The 18,289-nt window shown below is 59.4% G+C and carries 19 protein-coding genes; 13 read left to right on the forward strand and 6 right to left on the reverse strand.

The annotated features are described in order from the left end of the window. Window positions 1-3,402: an efflux RND transporter permease subunit gene (locus ACR0DE_RS15235; protein WP_480754086.1), complete on the forward strand. Its 3,402-nt coding sequence runs from the start codon at window positions 1-3 to the stop codon at window positions 3,400-3,402. Here the strand turns inward: ACR0DE_RS15235 and ACR0DE_RS15240 are convergent. Both ACR0DE_RS15240 and ACR0DE_RS15245 read right to left on the reverse strand, forming a co-directional pair. Further along, the gene (locus ACR0DE_RS15240) at window positions 3,369-3,818 is read right to left on the reverse strand and encodes an NUDIX hydrolase (RefSeq protein ID WP_170664009.1); all 450 of its coding nucleotides are present in this window, start codon (window positions 3,816-3,818) and stop codon (window positions 3,369-3,371) included. The genes ACR0DE_RS15235 and ACR0DE_RS15240 overlap by 34 nt on opposite strands. 4 nt (window positions 3,819-3,822) lie before the next feature. Beyond that, window positions 3,823-4,635: a protein-disulfide reductase DsbD domain-containing protein gene (locus ACR0DE_RS15245; protein ID WP_170395691.1), complete on the reverse strand. Its 813-nt coding sequence runs from the start codon at window positions 4,633-4,635 to the stop codon at window positions 3,823-3,825. 148 nt (window positions 4,636-4,783) lie between these two features. Between ACR0DE_RS15245 and ACR0DE_RS15250 the strand changes: the two genes are divergently transcribed. Further along, window positions 4,784-5,338: a YqgE/AlgH family protein gene (locus ACR0DE_RS15250; protein ID WP_170395693.1), complete on the forward strand. Its 555-nt coding sequence runs from the start codon at window positions 4,784-4,786 to the stop codon at window positions 5,336-5,338. Here the strand turns inward: ACR0DE_RS15250 and ACR0DE_RS15255 are convergent. Then, window positions 5,335-6,282: an L-threonylcarbamoyladenylate synthase gene (locus tag ACR0DE_RS15255; RefSeq protein ID WP_480754088.1), complete on the reverse strand. Its 948-nt coding sequence runs from the start codon at window positions 6,280-6,282 to the stop codon at window positions 5,335-5,337. The genes ACR0DE_RS15250 and ACR0DE_RS15255 overlap by 4 nt on opposite strands. A gap of 132 nt (window positions 6,283-6,414) precedes the next feature. On the opposite strand from ACR0DE_RS15255, the gene ACR0DE_RS15260 reads away from it, so the two are divergent. From ACR0DE_RS15260 to ACR0DE_RS15290, 7 genes are all read left to right on the forward strand, one after another. Then, on the forward strand, window positions 6,415-8,118 hold the full coding sequence (locus ACR0DE_RS15260) for an acyl-CoA dehydrogenase family protein (protein WP_480754090.1): 1,704 nt from the start codon (window positions 6,415-6,417) through the stop codon (window positions 8,116-8,118). Continuing rightward, a complete protein-coding gene (locus ACR0DE_RS15265) occupies window positions 8,118-9,164 on the forward strand; it encodes an MBL fold metallo-hydrolase (protein ID WP_480754092.1) in 1,047 nt (348 codons plus the stop codon). Before ACR0DE_RS15260 ends, ACR0DE_RS15265 begins: the two co-directional genes overlap by 1 nt. Window positions 9,165-9,168: 4 nt before the next feature. After that, complete coding sequence (locus tag ACR0DE_RS15270; RefSeq protein WP_170395701.1) at window positions 9,169-9,618, forward strand: DUF6173 family protein; 450 nt, start codon at window positions 9,169-9,171, stop codon at window positions 9,616-9,618. Between the two features lie 64 nt (window positions 9,619-9,682). Then, window positions 9,683-11,521 carry a glycerophosphodiester phosphodiesterase gene (locus ACR0DE_RS15275; RefSeq protein ID WP_480754094.1) on the forward strand — a complete coding sequence of 613 codons (1,839 nt, stop codon included), beginning with the start codon at window positions 9,683-9,685 and terminating at the stop codon, window positions 11,519-11,521. Then, window positions 11,508-12,062: a hypothetical protein gene (locus tag ACR0DE_RS15280; protein ID WP_170423670.1), complete on the forward strand. Its 555-nt coding sequence runs from the start codon at window positions 11,508-11,510 to the stop codon at window positions 12,060-12,062. Before ACR0DE_RS15275 ends, ACR0DE_RS15280 begins: the two co-directional genes overlap by 14 nt. A gap of 68 nt (window positions 12,063-12,130) precedes the next feature. Next, on the forward strand, window positions 12,131-12,265 hold the full coding sequence (locus ACR0DE_RS15285; RefSeq protein ID WP_170395707.1) for an aa3-type cytochrome c oxidase subunit IV: 135 nt from the start codon (window positions 12,131-12,133) through the stop codon (window positions 12,263-12,265). A 21-nt stretch (window positions 12,266-12,286) separates the two neighbouring features. Further along, window positions 12,287-12,919 carry a hypothetical protein gene (locus ACR0DE_RS15290; RefSeq protein WP_480754096.1) on the forward strand — a complete coding sequence of 211 codons (633 nt, stop codon included), beginning with the start codon at window positions 12,287-12,289 and terminating at the stop codon, window positions 12,917-12,919. On the opposite strand, the gene ACR0DE_RS15295 is transcribed toward ACR0DE_RS15290, so the two are convergent. Both ACR0DE_RS15295 and ACR0DE_RS15300 read right to left on the reverse strand, forming a co-directional pair. After that, entirely contained in the window at window positions 12,908-13,240 is a 333-nt protein-coding gene (locus tag ACR0DE_RS15295) for an AzlD domain-containing protein (RefSeq protein WP_170395711.1), read from the reverse strand. The two genes, ACR0DE_RS15290 and ACR0DE_RS15295, sit on opposite strands and share 12 nt — an antisense overlap. Continuing rightward, a complete protein-coding gene (locus ACR0DE_RS15300) occupies window positions 13,237-13,947 on the reverse strand; it encodes an AzlC family ABC transporter permease (RefSeq protein WP_170423672.1) in 711 nt (236 codons plus the stop codon). Before ACR0DE_RS15300 ends, ACR0DE_RS15295 begins: the two co-directional genes overlap by 4 nt. A gap of 49 nt (window positions 13,948-13,996) precedes the next feature. Here ACR0DE_RS15300 and ACR0DE_RS15305 point away from each other — a divergent pair, with 49 nt between their 5' ends. Genes ACR0DE_RS15305 through ACR0DE_RS15320 form a run of 4 tightly spaced genes read left to right on the forward strand, consistent with a single transcriptional unit; the run spans window position 13,997 to window position 17,286 of the window. Continuing rightward, a complete protein-coding gene (locus ACR0DE_RS15305) occupies window positions 13,997-14,887 on the forward strand; it encodes a formate dehydrogenase accessory sulfurtransferase FdhD (RefSeq protein WP_170396088.1) in 891 nt (296 codons plus the stop codon). Further along, on the forward strand, window positions 14,880-15,536 hold the full coding sequence (mobA, locus tag ACR0DE_RS15310; protein WP_480754099.1) for a molybdenum cofactor guanylyltransferase MobA: 657 nt from the start codon (window positions 14,880-14,882) through the stop codon (window positions 15,534-15,536). The genes ACR0DE_RS15305 and mobA overlap by 8 nt, the downstream gene beginning before the upstream one ends. Next, a complete protein-coding gene (mobB, locus tag ACR0DE_RS15315) occupies window positions 15,533-16,024 on the forward strand; it encodes a molybdopterin-guanine dinucleotide biosynthesis protein B (RefSeq protein ID WP_223117526.1) in 492 nt (163 codons plus the stop codon). Before mobA ends, mobB begins: the two co-directional genes overlap by 4 nt. Continuing rightward, complete coding sequence (locus ACR0DE_RS15320; protein WP_480754101.1) at window positions 16,021-17,286, forward strand: molybdenum cofactor synthesis domain-containing protein; 1,266 nt, start codon at window positions 16,021-16,023, stop codon at window positions 17,284-17,286. The genes mobB and ACR0DE_RS15320 overlap by 4 nt, the downstream gene beginning before the upstream one ends. Here ACR0DE_RS15320 and ACR0DE_RS15325 read toward each other — a convergent pair. Beyond that, window positions 17,283-18,275 (reverse strand): hypothetical protein, encoded by a 993-nt coding sequence (locus ACR0DE_RS15325; RefSeq protein ID WP_170395720.1) that lies wholly within the window; start codon window positions 18,273-18,275, stop codon window positions 17,283-17,285. The genes ACR0DE_RS15320 and ACR0DE_RS15325 overlap by 4 nt on opposite strands. Window positions 18,276-18,289 lie beyond the last annotated feature (14 nt).

Consider the following 18,289-nt stretch of genomic DNA (forward strand, 5'->3'; position numbering starts at 1 on the left):
ATGATCCGCGACATTCCCAACGCGGCGGGCGGTATCCTCAGCTATTTCACCCGGCACCGGACTGCGGCCAATCTGTTGCTGCTGATCATGCTGGTGCTGGGGGCTGCCGCGATCCCCAACATGCGGGCACAGTTCTTTCCTGATGTGATTCTCGAACGCGTCGATGTGAACGTTCAATGGGACGGCGCAGGCCCCGAGGATGTCGACAATGGCATCATCCAATTGTTGGAACCTGCGCTTTTGGCGGTTGAGGGCGTTGCCAGCACGGAATCGACCTCACGCGAGGGAACGGCGCAGGTCAGGCTGGAGTTTGAGCCCAACTGGGATATGTCCCGCGCCGTCGAAGAAGTGCGGACAGCTGTCGATAGCGTCACCAACCTGCCCGAAGACGCCGAGGAACCAACGATCCGGCGCGGCGCTTGGCGGGATCGTGTCACGGATGTGGTCATCACGGGGCCCATCGAAGCTGAACAACTGGCCAAATTCACCGATGAATTGATAAGCCGCCTGTTTGCGGTTGGTGTCACGCGGACAACGATCCGGGGACTGGCCGCGCCGCGTGTGGTGGTCGAAGTCCCCACCGCACAGTTGATCGCCAATGATATCTCGCTTTCGGATATTGCCGAGGCCATTGCGGCAGAAGTCACCGCGAACCCCGCGGGCGATGTCACAGGTGCCAATGCGCGTATTCGGACAGGTGTTGAGAAACGCACCCCGGAAGAGATCGAAGGTATAGCCCTGCGCAACTTTGCCGATGGTTCAAAGCTGGTTGTGGGCGATGTGGCGGAAATTCGGGTCGAAGGGGTCACGCGCAACCGCAGCTATTTCGTCGGTGACAATCCGGCGATGTCGATCCGCGTCGACCGGTCCAATTTGGGCGATGCCATCGGAATTCAGCGCGATGTCGAGGATGTCGTGGCCGAGATGCAGGCCAGCCTGCCCGAAGGTATCACGGTTGAGCTGATCCGCACCCGCGCGCAAGCGATCACCGACCGACTGGATATTTTGGTCGACAATGGGCTGGTTGGGCTTGGGCTGGTGGTTTGTCTACTCTTCCTGTTTCTGAACGCCCGCATCGCTTTCTGGGTGGCTGCCGGTATTCCGGTGGCAATGTCTGCGGCGATTGCGCTGATGTATCTGGGCGGGTTGTCGCTGAACATGGTGTCTCTGTTCGGTTTGATTATTACCTTGGGCATCGTGGTTGATGACGCCATCGTCGTGGGAGAGCACGCCGATTTCCGTGCCCGCCGTTTGGGCGAAGCGCCAATCGTCGCCGCAGAACGCGCTGCCCGCCGAATGGCGATGCCGGTGTTTGCTGCAACAGTGACCACGGTCATCGCCTTTTTTGGTCTCACCGCCATCGGTGGCCGCTTCGGAGAGCTGATCCGAGACATCCCGTTCACGGTTATCGCTGTCCTGATTGCCTCACTGATCGAATGCTTCCTGATCCTGCCGAACCATATGGCCCATGCCATCGCGCATTCGGCTAAGGAGCATTGGTATGACTGGCCCAACCGGGTTGTGAACAAGGGCTTCCGCTGGGTGCGCGACCACCTGTTCCGCTCGCTGGTCGCGTGGGTGGTCTGGGCACGGTATGTGGTTGTTGCACTGATGGTGGTGATACTGGCCAGTCAGATCGCTCTGTTCATTCGGGGTGATGTGAATTGGCGGTTCTTCAACGCACCGGAACGCGGTTCGGTCACTGGCAATTTCATCATGGTCGAAGGCGCGACGCGTGCTGAGACGCTGGAAATGATGCGCATGGTCCAGAAAGCCACGGAAGAACTGGGTCAGGTTTACGAAGAACGCCATGGCCGCAACCCGATCGAATACGTTCTAGCCGAGGTTGGCGGTTCGGCCGGATGGGGGCTGCGCGCGGCGGATGGCAAGGATGACGATCTACTGGGCGGCATCTCGATCGAGCTGATCGATGCCGACTTGCGCCCCTATTCCAGCTTTGAATTTGTGGGCGAGCTGCAGGATTTCGTGCCGCGCCACCCGAAGGTTGAGCTGCTTAGCTTCCGTGGTTGGCGTTCAGGGCCCGGTGGCGACGCGATTGACGTGCAGTTCTATGGTGCGGATGTGAACACGTTGAAATCTGCATCCGAGGACCTCCAGGCGGAACTCGCGAAATACCCTGAAGTTTCAGCGCTCGAGGATAACCTCGCCTATGACAAGGAAGAGTTCATTCTGGACCTCACCGCGCAGGGTCAGGCGCTGGGTTTCCGCATCGAAACACTGGGCCGCGTGTTGCGAAACCGGCTGAACGGGATTGAGGCCGCGACCTTCCCGGATGGTCCGCGTAGCACCGAGATTCGGATCGAACTGCCTGAGGGCGAACTGACGGCTGATTTCCTCGAACGCACATTGATGCGGACTCCGGATGGCGTTTATGTCCCGCTCGCCGATATCGTCTCGGTCGAGCGTAAATCGGGTTTCTCGACCGTCCGGCGCGAAAATGGTCTGCGGGTCATCTCGGTGAATGGTGATATTTCCGAGGACGACCCGGCGCAGGCTGCCGAAATCGCCCGCGCCATGCGCGAAGAGATATTGCCAAACATCGCCGCCGAACGGCAGGTCGAATGGCGCATGGCTGGCCTGAGTGAGCAGGAGGATGAATTCCTGTCCGAGGCCCGCACAGGCCTGATCCTGTGTCTGACCGGAATTTATCTGGTATTGGCTTGGGTCTTTGCCAGTTGGACAAGGCCCTTGGTGGTCATGGCGATCATTCCCTTTGGCCTCGTGGGCGCGATCTGGGGGCATTACCTGTGGGGCGTGCCGTTAAGCATGTTCACCGTCGTCGGCCTGTTGGGCATGACCGGGATCATCATCAACGACTCGATTGTTCTGGTGACCACAATCGACGGATACCGGAAAGAGCGCGGGTTGGTGCCGTCAATCGTAGAAGGTACGGCAGATCGTTTGCGGCCTGTGATGCTGACCACGCTGACCACGGTACTGGGGCTGACGCCCTTGATGTATGAAAGTTCGCAGCAGGCGCAGTTTTTGAAACCGACCGTGATCACACTGGTCTATGGGCTGGGCTTTGGCATGGCCCTGATCCTGCTGCTGGTGCCTGCGTTGCTGGCCATCCTGAACGATATCTCACGCCCGATGACATCGATGAGACGGGCCTTGCGCGCGCCGGACAGGGTGGTGCGCAATGCCGTGCGCGCAACGGGCGCAGCGTTGGCGATCTGGCTGGGGGCCTCGATGATCTGGCCCGCAGTGACAGGTGCGCCGTTGGCGCTGCTCTCGGGTCTCTACCCAGCCGCCGAAGGTCCAGGTGTGCTGCAAATGGGCTTTGGTGTATTCGTGGCGGGTGCGACCGTAATCCTGCTGTTGGGTGTCGTGCTGTCCAGCGTGCTTTATGCGCGCTTGTCGGATCGGATCGAGGCTTGATCCATCTCTAAAGCTCGCCGCAAAAGATCGGGAACGCGGTCGCTCATTGGCAGGTCGCCGCTGGTGATCTGGTCCACCGGAAACCACTGAGCGTCCTGCGCGTCGTCTGCAGCGACAGGCGTGCCGGTTACATAGCGACACGCAACTCCGACCAGCAGGTAGTGCGCCCGGGTCTGCCCGCTATCATCGCGCAGCAAAAGGTCGAGATTGTCGAGATAGACCAAAGGCTCAGCAATCACACCAGTCTCTTCCCGCAGCTCGCGGGTGGCGGCGTCCAGAACCGTTTCACCCCATTCCACATGGCCGCCTGGAAAACCCCACAGCCCCTGATCGGGTTGCTTGCTGCGTTGCACCAAAAGTACCTGGCCATCGTGCAGCACGACAGCCAAGGCACCGATCTTTGGGGTCTGGCTCATCCGGTCAGCCTGCGCTGCATCCTTGGATATCGACAGCGTGGTTTGCCCCCAGAACCGTGATGCGCACTTCGGACCGATCCAGCGCAAATGGCCCGCCGGAGGCGCCGATAATCTCTGAGCTTGCGATCAGGGTGTTGCCCTGACGGCGTGTATCGGGCTGCGATGCCCAGAGTGCCGGGTTTCCTGGTTCAATGACGGCGAATTCGGACCCGCCCGCTGAAGGCATGGTGATACGCGCCTCGATCCGCATTCCGTCTGCAGTGGGAGTCAATTGGCACGTCGCATCCGCCACGCCTGCTTCGCGTTCGGAAAACGGGCGCTGGGCGAGGGCTGCGGCGATGGCCGGATTGCGTGCAGCGTCGGCATCCATTGTGTGATCGAATTCCAACCGACCCGGCACGCAGACATCCTTACACACGCCCAAGTCCATCTCGCCGCGCAAACGCACGGGTTTGGCAGGGTTCTTAGGCGTAATTTCAACGGGCAGTACAAGTTGATCCTCATACCCGACCGAGCGCAGCCCGTTCTGATCAAACACATGCGGCGCGGGCCATGTGAAGGCTATGTCAGCAATATTGCGAGAGCCTTTCCAATCAAACTGTGGCGGAATGCCCGCATCGCCGGGTGCGCGCCAATAGGTCTTCCACCCGTCCTTGAGCTTTAGACGCAAGGCCCCCTGATAGGTACCTTCGGCGGTTTTGCCGCCGTCCAACACCTCAAGCTGAACCAGATTATCAACCCCCTGCGCAGTGGCGGGGGCACCAAAACAAAGGCTGACGGCCAACACGGCTGCAGCAGATTTGCAAAGCGCTTTCATATGCAGAACATGCGCATTCCGGTCGGGATTGCCAAGTCACGTTCCGGTCACTTCTGTGAAATGCACGGAAATCCCGGCTGATCCCTTGCCATTCCCCGGTTCACAGGGTCATTCTAGGGATATCCTATGGCGCAAGAGATATCTGCTGATGGACCTTACGGGAAAACTGTTGATTGCGATGCCCGGAATGGGCGACCCGCGATTCGAGCATTCGGTCGTCTATATCTGCAGCCATGGTGATGACGGCGCGATGGGATTGATCGTGAATAAGCCTTCGGACTTGCGGATCAAGACCTTGCTGGAACAGCTCAACATTCCGTGTCGGATACCTGTAATTGGCGAACGGCTGGTGCAGTTTGGCGGCCCGGTCGAGATGTCGCGTGGCTTTGTCCTGCATAGCGCAGATTACGAGGCGAATCTGCATTCAATGCAGATTTCCGAAGATTTCAGCATGACCGCAACGCTGGATGTGCTCGAGGATCTGGCCTCGGGCAAGGGCCCGCTGAATTCGATGCTGACTTTAGGTTATTCCGGCTGGGGGCCGGGTCAGTTGGAAGATGAGATCGCGATGAATGGTTGGTTAACGACTGATGCGTCGTCGAAACTGGTCTTTGATGTCCCTGATGACGAGAAATGGGAGGCGGCTTTGGCCACGCTTGGTGTTGATCCGCTGACCCTTTCAGCCAGCGCAGGCCGCGCCTAATCGCGAGGGGCTGCTGCGCGGCGTAGACGGTCGTTGATGGCCGTACCTAATCCGTGTTGGGGAATAGGTGATACGGCGATTGGCCGACCGGTATCGTTAAGTTTGTGAAGGGCGGCAAACAGGTTGGCGGCGGCCTCGGGCAGGTTGCAGGTGCTGGAGAGGTTCAGATCACAATCAACGGGGCCAAAACCCAGCAACACCTCGTCCCCCTGCCGTGACCGGGCGTTCAGCCGCACCGGCGCGTCCGGCGCGTAATGGGATTGCAACTGCCCCGGCGCAGAAAGCAGATCGCCGGGTCGGTGGTGATGCAGTTCTGCCTTTAGAACCTCTTCGATTTGTTCCAATGCGACACCACCTGGACGCAACAAGGCAGGGGTGCCGGCCAGACCCACAATAGTGGACTCAAGCCCGACACCGCACGGCCCATCGTCCAGAACTGCGGCTATGCGTCCCTCCAGCCCCGCTCGGACATGGGCCGCCGTCGTTGGGCTGATCTGACCAGAGGGGTTGGCCGATGGCGCTGCCACAGGACCGTCAAAAGCGGCCAGTAAAGCCTGCGCTGTGGGATGCGCAGGCACACGAACGGCCAGAGTATCCAAGCCAGCTGTGACCAGCGACGAAATCCCGTGATCGGGGCGCAGAGGAAGAACCAGAGTTAACGGTCCGGGCCAGAAGGCATCAGCCAACAAATCAGCCTGATCGGTCCATTCGACGAAGCGTTTTGCGGTCTCGGTTGAGGCGACATGGGCGATCAGTGGGTTAAAACTGGGTCGCCCCTTGGCCTCATAGATCGCGGCCACAGCCTCGCCGTTCCGTGCATCGCCACCCAGTCCATAGACGGTCTCGGTCGGGAAAGCGACCAGCAGCCCCTGTCGCAACAGGTCAGCGGCCTTGGCGAGCCCGTCGGCGTTTGCTGGTAAGTCTTGAGTACCGAGAAGGGTCATGGATCGTGACGCCGCGTTTTGGTTGCTTGCAGTTCAGGTAACGGTAGGTAATCGTGCCAGCCCAGATGAATACCGGCGTGGGGCCGGGATTCCAACCCCACGCTGACAACTTGCCAGAACCAGAGGGAAACCATGCCCTATCGCGCCCCGATCTCAGACTATGAATTCCTGTTCCGCAACGTGATCGGCTTTGACCAGATCGCCGCGACCGAAAAGTTCTCGGAAGCCAGCGAGGATGTGGTTAGCGCCATTCTGACCGAAGCCGGGAAGATGTGCGAAGAGATCATGGCCCCGCTTCAACGCCCTGGTGATCTGGAACCCGCGCGGCTGGAGAACGGCGTGCTGCGGACCTCTCCGGGCTATGCCGAGGGCTGGAGGGCGATTGCCGAAGGCGGCTGGATCGGGATGAGCGGCGATCCCGAATATGGCGGTATGGGTCTGCCCATGACCATGACCACTGCCGTGAATGAGATGATGAGCGCGGCCTGCCTGTCGCTGCAACTGGCCCCGCTGATGACCCAAGGCCAGATCGAGGCGCTGGAGCATCACGCAAGCGATGCGTTGAAGGCGCTCTATCTGCCCAAGATGATGGCGGGTGAATGGTCAGGCACCATGAACCTAACCGAACCGCAGGCCGGATCGGATGTGGGCGCGCTGACCTCGAAGGCCGAAGACAATGGCGACGGCACCTATTCGGTGACCGGGCAGAAGATCTATATCTCTTGGGGCGACAACGACTTTGCCGAGAATGTCTGCCATCTTGTTCTGGCCCGCCTGCCAGACGGTGTTCCGGGAACCAAAGGGATTTCGCTGTTTCTGGTGCCGAAATACATACCCGACGAGAACGGCAACCCCGGCGTGGCCAATGACCTCAAGGTGGTCTCGCTGGAACACAAGATGGGTCTGCACGGCTCGCCCACCTGCGTGATGCAGTATGACGGGGCCAAGGGTTGGCTGGTCGGCAAGGAACATGGCGGCATGGCCGCGATGTTCACCATGATGAACAACGCGCGTTTGGGCGTTGGTGGCGAAGGTGTGGGTGTCGCCGAAGGGGCCTACCAGCATGCGCTGGCCTATGCGATGGAGCGTAAACAGGGCAAGACGCCCTCGGGCACCATCATCGACCATGCGGATGTGCGGCGGATGCTGATGTCGATGCGCGCGGATGTGTTTGCGGCGCGGGCGATCATGCTGGCCAACGCAGCTGCAATCGACATGGCGCAGGCCACGGGTGAGGCCGATTGGGCGGCACGTGCGGCGCTGCTGACGCCGATCTGCAAGGCTTTTGGCACCGAGACCGGCATGCGCGTTTCCGAGACCGGCGTTCAAGTGCATGGCGGCATGGGCTTCATCGAAGAAACTGGTGCTGCACAATATTATCGCGACGTCCGTGTGACCGCGATCTACGAGGGCACAAATGGTATTCAGGCCATGGACCTAGTAGCGCGCAAGATGATGGATGGGGGTGAGGCGGCCTCGAACCTTCTGGATGAGATCGAGGATCAAGCCGAGAAGGCGCGCGCCACGATGCCTGAACTTGCTGGTCCTGTTTGGGAAGCTTCCGAGTCGCTGCGGGAAGCGACGGAGTGGCTCGTTGCTCAATCGGATATGAACAACCGGTTTGCTGGCGCGGCTTCGTATCTAAAAGCGTTCGCGCGGGTTCTGGGCGGGCATTACCATTTGTCAGCGGCGCTGGCCGATCCCGATGGACCGCGCGCCAAGTTGGCACGTTTTTATATCAATGTGCTGCTGCCTGAACATACGGGCTTGCTTGCGCAGGCGCAGAACGGGGCGGATGACCTCTATGCCCTCAGCCCAGAGGAACTGGCGGTTTGATGGATGGCGAGGCTCCGCAAGTGATGCGATATCCGTGGGAGGAACCACCCGCTCCTGGCGAATGGGTCGAAGTTGCAGAAGGAGTTCTGTGGATCAGGCTGCCTTTGCCGATGGCGCTGGATCATGTGAATGTCTATGCATTGGATGATGGCGACGGTTGGACCATAGTCGACACAGGGCTTTCTTCAAAGAAAACACGGGGAATCTGGCAGACCCTGATGGAAGGGCCATTGGCTGGCAAACCCGTCCGTCGCGTTGTCGTGACTCATCACCATCCTGACCATGTCGGCAATGCGGGCTGGTTCCAGTCCGAGCATGGTGCAGAACTGGTCACCAGTCGTACCGCATGGTTGTTCGCACGTATGCTGACGCTGGATGTGCAAGAGAATTGGCCGAAGGAAACGTTGGATTATTACCGCAGCGCGGGGATGGATCCGGACGTGCTGGCCGGTCGGATGGCCGAGCGTCCGTTCAACTTTGCCGACGCCGTGTACCCTATGCCGCTGGGATTTACCCGTGTCAAACAGGGCGACGTGATCCGCATGGGTGGCCGCGACTGGGATGTTCACATGGGCAACGGCCATGCGCCCGAGCATTGCACCTTCTGGAGCCGCGAGGACAATCTGGTGCTGACCGGTGATCAGATCCTCAGTTCGATCAGTTCCAACTTGGGCGTCTATGCCACCGAGCCGATGGCCGATCCGGTGGCCGACTGGTTGGAGGCGTGCGAACGCCTGCAACCGCTGGCCCGGCCCGATCATTTGGTTTTGGGCGGGCACAAACTGCCGTTCACCGGGTTGCCGATCCGCATGCGGCAGTTGATCGATAACCACCACGGCGCGCTTGAGCGTCTGCTGAACGATCTCGATCAACCCAAAACCGCCGCCGAGTGCTTTGCCCCGCTGTTCAAGCGCCAGATCAGGGGCGGGGAATACGGCCTCGCGCTGGTCGAGGCGGTTGCACATATGAACCATCTCTACCACATTGGAGCGGTCACCCGGACGCGGCGCGCGGACGGAGCTTGGGAATATCAGCGCAAAGGGTAGAGCAATGGACAAGATCGAAACCTCAGCCGAGGCAGCGGAATCTGCGGCGTTGCCGCGGTGCTATGAGGTGCACGCCAACCCTGAAGCGGCATCGGGGAACAAGGATTTGCCCAAGCCATTGCAAAAGCCGGTCGAAAGCAAAAGCCCTGCTCAATGGGCCTATGAGCGGCTGATCATGTATATTCAGAATTTCGAGAAGACTCTGGATGGCGATCACGAGGTTGCCATGGGATTCACCGGTGGTGATGCCGGTGTAATGCGGATCGAGGGCATGGGCTATTTCGATCCGGATGTGATCACCTTCTATGGCTCGGACGGAGGCGGCGCCAAAACGCAGCTCGTCCAGCATGTCAGCCAGTTGAATGTGATGCTGCGTGCCTTGCCGAAATCGATCGAGGATAAACCAGCCAACCGCATTGGTTTCCGGCTGGCGGCTGATCTGGAAGAAAGCTGACGCCCACTCTTGCAATTCACACTTACGCAGCCTTGAATGGATAGACCATTCAGGAGGCAACCGCGTGACCAATTTCTCAGCCGTTACAACTGCCTACCGGGGCGCATGGGCGCGGCGGCGCGTGTTTGTGCCAGTTTATGTCGCTGTCCGGTTGCTGCTGGTTGCACTGATCGCTCCGGGCGTTGCCATTGCCGTCAATCTTGCTGTTTCATTGTCTGATCAATCGGCGCTGACGGATCAGGACATTGCGATGTTCCTGCTGTCACCAGCAGGCTTCATCGCGGCGGTTGTAGTTCTCAGCCTGTTCTTACTGGCCGAGGTCTTTGTCTTCTCGGTCATGGCCGGATCATTGCGGATGGGTGAAAGCGACCCGTGGCGCGCGGGCAGTGCTTCCATCCGGTTGATCCTGACGCGTTTACCTGCACTTTTTGGCTTTGCGGCGCGGTTCATTCTGCGTGTGCTGGTGCTTGCGCTGCCTTTTGTCGCCGTGGCTGGCCTGATCGCCTGGTGGATGCTGACTGAATACGACATCAACTATTACCTCACCTTCCACCCGCCTTCATTCTGGGTCGCAGTGGTGCTGATCGGATTTGTGGTGCTGTGTCTGGCTTGGGTTCTGATCCGCAGGCTCTCGGCCTGGGCGCTGTCGCTGCATCTTGTATTATTTGAGGGCTGCCAACCCGCCGAGGCCTTCTCCGCCAGCACGGATCGAATGGAAGGCAAACGCGGTCGCCTCAAGATCGAGCTTGGCCTTTGGCTTGCGATGCGTCTCGTGATCGCCGCACTGATTGCCTTTGTGGCCGGACTGTTGTTCGATCTGGTGCCGTTGCAGGAAAGCACGAACCTGCGCTTTGCGCTGATCTTCAGTATGATCGTAGCGGGCCTCTGGTCGCTGGCTGGGCTTGTGCTTGCAGCCGTCGCTCTGGGAGCATTGGCGGTTCTGCTGGATGGGTTCTTCGACACACAAGGCCGAGAGGTCCCTCATCCCGAACCCGGCAACCTGCGCGCGCCGCTTTACGCTGTGGTCGGTGGCGCGGCAATCGCCCTGCTGATCGGGCTCTGGTCCGGGCAGGAGTTGCTGGCCCGCATTCAGGCCCCCGATCATGCGGATGTCATTGGTCATAGAGGTGCGGCGGCGATAAGGCCGGAAAATACCATGGCGGCAGTGTTGAAGGCTATCGAAGATGGCGCCGATTGGGTTGAGATCGACGTTCAGGAGACCGCGGATGGTGTGGTCATCATCGCGCATGACAGCGATTTTATGAAACTGGCTGGTGTGCCGCTCAAGGTCTGGGACGCGACCATGGAGGATGTGGCCGAGATCGATATCGGCAGTTGGTTCGGCCCCGAATATGCCTCGGAACGGACGCCCACGCTGCGCGATGTTCTGGAAGCTGCGAAGGGCAAATCCAAGGTCATCATCGAGCTGAAATACTATGGCCATGACGTCGACCTGGAAAACCGAGTCGCCACAATTGTCGAAGAGATGGGGATGCAGGACGACATCGCCACCATGTCGCTGAAATACCCGGCAGTACAGAAGATGAAAGCGCTGCGCCCCGATTGGCGGGCAGGCGTTCTGGCCGCGACCGCCATCGGCAATCTGTCGGGGCTTGAGGGCGATTTTGTGGCCGTAAATGCGGCGACGGTGTCACCGGGCCTGATCCGCTCGGTCCATGAGGCGGGCAAGGACATCTATGTCTGGACGGTGAATGACCCGTTGCAGATGTCGGCGATGGCATCGATGGGGGTCGACGGGCTGATCACTGACCGCCCGGCCATGGCCCGTGAAGTGCTGCGTGTTCGTGCCGAGATGGGACCGGGCGAACGCCTGATGCTTTGGTTGGCGACGACATTCGGATTGTCCATTGATACTGCCGAGATGCGCGATGCGAACCCGTGAACTCACCCTCATTCTGGCCTGTTGCGCGCTGCCTGCAGCCGCGCAGGACCTGATGCGTAGCGTGGAAATGCCCGCTCACCGGGCGTTGGCCGACACGATAGAAGGCGCTGAACTGACCCCCTTCGAAACGGACGGCTGTTCGGGCGGATTATCTTCCAGCTGGCGTATGGTTGCCGAGACCTTTCCGAAGTTCAGTCTGCTTTATGAAGAACACCCGCCATGGGAGTACTGCTGCGTTACCCACGATCGCGCCTATTACAACGCAGGCGGCGCATCGCAGGCCGAGGCCAGCTTTGACGCCCGGCTCGCTGCCGATGACGCGCTGCGCACCTGTGTCAAAACCCACGGCGAAAGCCACGCCGATGAATACGCCGAACGTTATGACATGACGCCGGATCAGATACGCTCGGTTCATTCGATCACCTCCGAGGCGATGTTTCTGGCCGTGCGTTTTGGGGGTGGTCCCTGCAGCGGGTTGCCCTGGCGCTGGGGGTTTGGTTATCCAGGCTGCACGATTTTTGGACCAACTGCGCGCGAATGACGTCGTGACAGGCCCTGAGTTTTGCATTATCCAACATTTCAAATACGCGAATTGGGATTCTAATAAACATGGCTGATCACAAGCACGGCGAGATGGACATCACCGTTCAAACAAAAACCTTTGACGGTTTCATCAAATTCACCACGTGGTGCGTGGTGGCAATTGTACTCCTTTGCCTGTTCCTGGCGGTCTTTGCGGCCTAAACGGTACACGAGGCGCATCTCTTGTTCAGGATTCTGATTGCCTGCCTGCTGGCAGTGACAGTTGCGGGTTGCGCGGGATCGCAGCGCCCGCAGGCTGATCCCTCGGAAATCTCGGCCCGGTCCTATCGTGATCCGGGGCCATCGACACTGACGCTCTATACGATGATCAGCACGCGCACCGGGTCGGGGGCACACACGTCGCTGATGATCAGCGGGAGCGAGCGGGTCATATTTGATCCTGCCGGATCGTTCCGGGCGGATGTGGTGCCGATCAAGAATGATGTCCTTTATGGCATCACGCCAAATGTCGAACGCGCCTATCGTAGCAGTCATGCGCGCGAGACGCATTATGCCCGTATTCAGACGATCGAAGTGACGCCACAGCAGGCCGAGATCGCGCTGCAATTGGCCAAGCAAATGGGCCCGGTTTCGCAGGCTTTTTGTGCAAATTCGACCTCGCAATTGCTGCAACAGGTCCCGGGGTTCGAGCAAATCAAAACAACATTCTACCCGGTGAAGCTATCCGATCAGTTTGGTCAGATTCCAGGCGTTGTCACCACGGATTATCGTGAGAATGACTCGGCTGATCTGCAGCAGGGGCTGGCGGAAAACAATGCGCGACTCAATCAGCTTGAAGCGGTCTCAACCAACTAGGTAAAGCAGACCGTAAAGCGTGGCGGCCCCTGAAAAGATGGCCGCTATGACGTTTTTCGTTACAATTCCCACCGTCAACGCAACTGCCGCAGCCGCCATGCGCGGCATATCCGGTTGTCCTTCGGTGGCTGTCGGCCAGACTACCAAAGGTGCGATCAGGGCAGGCAGAATCGCCACTGCTGTGTATCTCAGGTGCCGCAGAAGCCAGGGCGGCATCGGGCGGTCGCCAACCAGCCCGATAAAGGTAAAGCGCAGAAGGTAGCTGCCTATCGCCAGACCTACGATGATGATCCACATGGTTGTCGGGTCGATCTGCGTCATGACTTTTTTCGCTCTAACATCAATTCAGCCTGCGCACCTGCCATCATCCCGGCTATTCCTGCGATCAACAGTCCAAGATTGAACGGCACTGCCACGCAGAGCAGGGCGACAACAATCGCCACCAGCGCGGCTACAACATGCGCCATGGTGCGCATCATCGGTCCGATCATGGACAAGAACGTGATCGGCAGCGCAAAATCCAGAGCCCAGCTTTCCGGAATCTGCGCCCCCAGAACAGCACCCAGATAAGTGGCGAGTATCCAAAGCGGCGTGATCGGCGTGACCGAGCCGACAAAGTACGCCATGCGCTGAGGCACGGACATATCCGGTTCTTTCTCGAATCGGACAATCGAACAGGCGTAAGACTGATCAACAATAAGATAGGCTCCAAGGGCCCGTTGCCACAGCGGAGCCGCCCCCAGATAAGGGGTCAGTGAAGCCGAATACATGGCCACCCGCAGGTTCACAGCCAGGGCCGAGATCAGAACGATAACCGTTGGTGTATTGTCCTGCAGCAATTGCAATGCGGTGAACTGAGCAGCGCCGGCAAACACGGTGGCGGAAAAGGCCATCGTCTGGATGATATCCAGCCCTGCTTCTGTGGCAAAAACACCAAACAGAAGGCCAAAGGGCATGGCGACGAAGATAAACGGCGTCCCGTCGCGAAAACCTTTCCAGAAGTATGACTTGGATGTGGCAGAGGCCATGGCTAAATCCTATGGTGACGCGAGCAGCAGTAGCCGTCTTGGGAAGGGGTTGCAATTGGCCACGGAGATCGACCTGTCAGACTACCTCATTGCGCCCGATCCGGGGGCTGCGCGCCTGACGCGCGGTGTCGAGGGTGTGGACCAGAATGGTGAGATAAGTCAGATCTCGGTGGTCGAGGAACGCCCGCTGACCATTTTCCTCAACTCACAGGAAATCGTGACGGCAATGACCATCGGCGACTATCCCGAATACCTTGCGCTCGGGTTTCTGCGTAATCAGGGGATGCTGCTTGCAGATGATGAAATTACTCGGGTCGACTATGACGACGATCTGGAAACCGTGGTCGTGCGTACCGCGCGTGAGACCTCATACGAGGACAAGCTGAAGAAGAAGACCCGTACCAGCGGTTGCGCAGTAGGCACTGTGTTCGGAGACATGATGGAGGGGCTAGAGGACGTGCGCCTGCCACAGGTCTCGGTGCGCACCTCGTGGCTGTATGAGTTGGCGTCCAAGATCAACCGCACCCCGTCTCTGTACCTTGAGGCGGGTGCCATCCATGGTACGGTGCTTTGTCATGAAAGCCACCCGTTGGTTTATATGGAAGACGTGGGCCGCCATAACGCAGTCGACAAGATCGCAGGCTGGATGCTCTCCGAGAGTGCGAGCGCGTCTGACAAGATCCTCTATACGACCGGTCGTTTGACCTCGGAAATGGTGATCAAAACGGCGATGATGGGCATCCCAGTTCTCGCTTCGCGATCGGGATTCACCGCCTGGGGTGTCGAGATCGCGCGCGAGGTCGGTTTGACTCTGATCGGCCGGATGCGCGGGCAGCGGTTCGTGTGTTTGTCGGGCGAAGACCGATTGGTGCGCGATGTTGATCCGTCGAGCGTGGCGATTGAGGACAAAAAACATCGCAGGAAAAGTGCCGATGGCTGAACAGTCGCAAAAACCGCTGGGGGTTATTCTGGCAGGCGGCCTCGCAACGCGAATGGGAGGCGGCGATAAAGGGCTGTTGCGGATCGGCGGGCAGAGCCTGCTGGATCGGGTGATAGACAGGCTGCGCCCTCAGGTCGGCGGGCTGGCTTTGAACGCCAACGGCGATGCCGAACGGTTTGCTCGCTTGAACTTGCCGGTTGTTTCGGACTCGATCGAGGGCTTTGCAGGACCGCTGGCCGGCGTTTTGGCCGGGCTTGATTGGGCCGCTGAACAGGGCGCTCAATCTATCGTGACGGTTGCGGCGGATACTCCGTTCTTTCCGCATGATCTTGTGGCGCAACTGGTGAACGCATCCAAAGGGCAGAAATACCCCCTTGTTCTGGCAACCACCCCGCGCACGAGTGACGAGGCATTAAAATCCGGCGGCGGCAAGCGGATCAATCGGCATCCGACCTTTGGGCTCTGGCCGGTAGTATTGCGCGATGATCTGAGGGAAGCGTTGAACGCTGGATTGCGCAAGGTTGTCCTGTGGACCGACCAGCATGATGGGCGAGAGGCGCTGTTTTCGGCCCAGCCGTTTGATCCGTTCTTCAACGTCAACACTCCCGATGATCTGGCCCGCGCTGAAACCTTGTTGGAGCAGGTATGAGGGTCTACGGCGTCACCGGTTGGAAAAACGCGGGCAAAACCGGCCTAGTGGAACGGCTGGTGGCTGAAATCACCGGACGTGGGTATACCGTTTCCACCGTTAAACATGCGCATCATTCCGTCGACGTAGACCATCCGGGTACCGACAGCCAGCGGCATCGCGCGGCGGGTGCGTCCGAAGTGCTGTTGGCATCCGGCCAGCGGATCGCACTGATGCAGGAGTTGCGCGGTGCGCCCGAGCCGAAGCTGGACACCTTGCTGTCGCGGTTGTCTCCTGTCGATCTGGTGTTGATCGAAGGCTTCAAACGCGAGCGTCACCCCAAGATCGAAGCGTTTCGCGCAGAACCCGGAAATCCGCTGATCGCCACGGATGATGACACGGTTCGCGCGGTTGCAAGTGATACGCCTTTGGAATTGGATTGTCCGGTGTTTGATCTGGATGATACGGCGGCCATTGCAGATTTTATCCTGGAAGAGGTCGGATTATGAGCACGCCGGATATCTCACCTCCGCCCTTGCGCAATGATTGTTTCGCCTTGCCTGCAGGGGTGAACTGGACACCCGTTGATGAGGCTCTGGCGCTTTTGCGAGACAGATTGTCGGTGGTAGCTGGGGTTGAAAACGTGCCCGTGATGCGGGCGGCGGACCGAGTTCTGGCGGTGGACGTGTCGGCCAAACGATCAAACCCGCCTCAGCCCAACACCGCTGTCGATGGGTACGGATTTGCCGGTCCGGTGCCGGACGGACCCTGTGTCATGCCATTGGTTGAGGGCCGGGCGGCTGCGGGTGTACCCTTTGACGGTGAGGTCCCAGAGGGCCATGCGATACGCATTCTTACCGGAGCTGCACTGCCAAAGGGTGTTAATACGGTCATATTGGAAGAGGATGTGACCTTTGATCAGGGGCACATTGCATTCCGAGGTCCGTTAAAACAGGGCGCGAACACGCGAAAGGCAGGCGAAGACGTGGTTGAAGGCGCGCTGACCTTGCCAGTTGGGCGGCGTTTAACACCAACGGATCTGGCGCTTTTGTCGGCGGTTGGTCTGGCTGAGGTTTCCGTCCGCAAGGTTTTGCGCGTCGGGGTACTATCGACCGGGGATGAGCTGGTCGAGCCGGGTGACAGCGCCGGACTGGGGCAGATTTATGATGCCAATCGTCCGATGCTGCTGTCACTGGTCGAGCGGATTGGATTCAAAGCGGTTGATCTTGGGCGCGCCGAGGATGATCGCGCGGCGCTGAAACAGCATTTGGATCGCGCGGCTCAGCAAGTGGATGTAATCCTGACCAGTGGCGGGGCCTCCGCCGGCGATGAAGATCACGTCTCGGCATTATTGCGAGAGGCCGGGGCGATGCAGGAATGGCGCATCGCATTAAAACCCGGGCGACCATTGGCGCTGGGCATGTGGGATCAGACGCCGGTGTTTGGCTTGCCGGGCAATCCGGTGGCAGCACTGGTTTGCACGTTGATCTTTGCCTGCCCGGCACTGAACCTGCTGGCCGGTGCAGGCTGGCAAGAGCCGCAAGGCTTCGACGTGCCCGCCGCGTTCGAAAAGCGCAAGAAACCGGGGCGTCGCGAATATCTGCGGGCGCGCATCCGTGAAGGACAGGCCGAGGTATTCCATTCGGAAGGATCTGGCCGGATCAGCGGGCTGAGCTGGGCCGAAGGCTTGGTCGAAATCGAGGACGGTGCCCGCGATATCAAGCCCGGCGATCTGGTGAGGTTCATACCCTACGGGAATTTTGGGCTTTAATCGAACGTCCCTGCGACACGCCCCACCAGCATGAAGGCACGCGCTGTGCGGGTTTCGCTCAGGGCTGTAAGCTCGGCATCGCTGGCATTAGGTTCGAACTCGACGATCATATGGTCAAAGCGGCGCAGGAAATGGTGTGCGGCATCGCGAAAGATCGGATCCTGTTTCATCCGCGCCGCAGTCAGCGCCAGTGACGAACGGTCCCGAATGCCACCCAAGGCAGCCACCGACCGCCCGCGCGCGCCTTGGGCAAATTGCCGCCAGACTTCGGGTCGCGCCATATCGGGGCGCAGGTCATCCATATAGATGCCTTCCTGGCTGAGAAGGGTCAGAACATCTTGTGAGGCCTGCACAAGTTTCGAGGTCTTGCGATCTTTCAATGCAAGCCGCAGCGCGTTAAATCCCTCGGCATCGCTTTGCGTCTCGGGGAAGTTCAGGGCGCGGATAAAGATGTCGGTGGGCAACGGGGGCGCCATTTCTTCCGCTGAGGTGCCAAGTTCCAACGAAGTCTGATTGGCCATGTCCGGCGCGGGCCTTTGGGTGCGCCCGGGTTCACCGCGATTGGTCGAGAATGTCGCCAGCGCGCTCTCGGTCTTTTTTGCGCTTTCGGCGATTTCATCCAGTTTCTTGCCGACCGTCGGCTCATACGTGCTGGCCGCGCGTTGTTGCTGTACGACATAGCTGTTGCGGATCGCATCGATGGCTGTCTGCAGGCGGGCGCTTTCTTCGCGCATCACGCGGCTGGCGCGCATCGCAAGGGCTGCGACCCAGATCATTGCGACCGGCATGAACACCGCCAGGAAGGTGACGATGAACCCTCCTTGTTGCCCGCCGGGCAGTACCAGAAACACGACCGACACCACCAGCCAGATCAGGCTGAGAACAACTGCTGCAATCTCGATCTCGGTGACCGAACGGTGCGCCGGACGGTCGTAGATACCCAGCGAGGTGGGTTTCTCGGGTTCTTGCTCAGGTTCAGACCCTGACATGACAAACGCTCCGG

This window comes from Ruegeria sp. C10 (assembly GCF_056537805.1).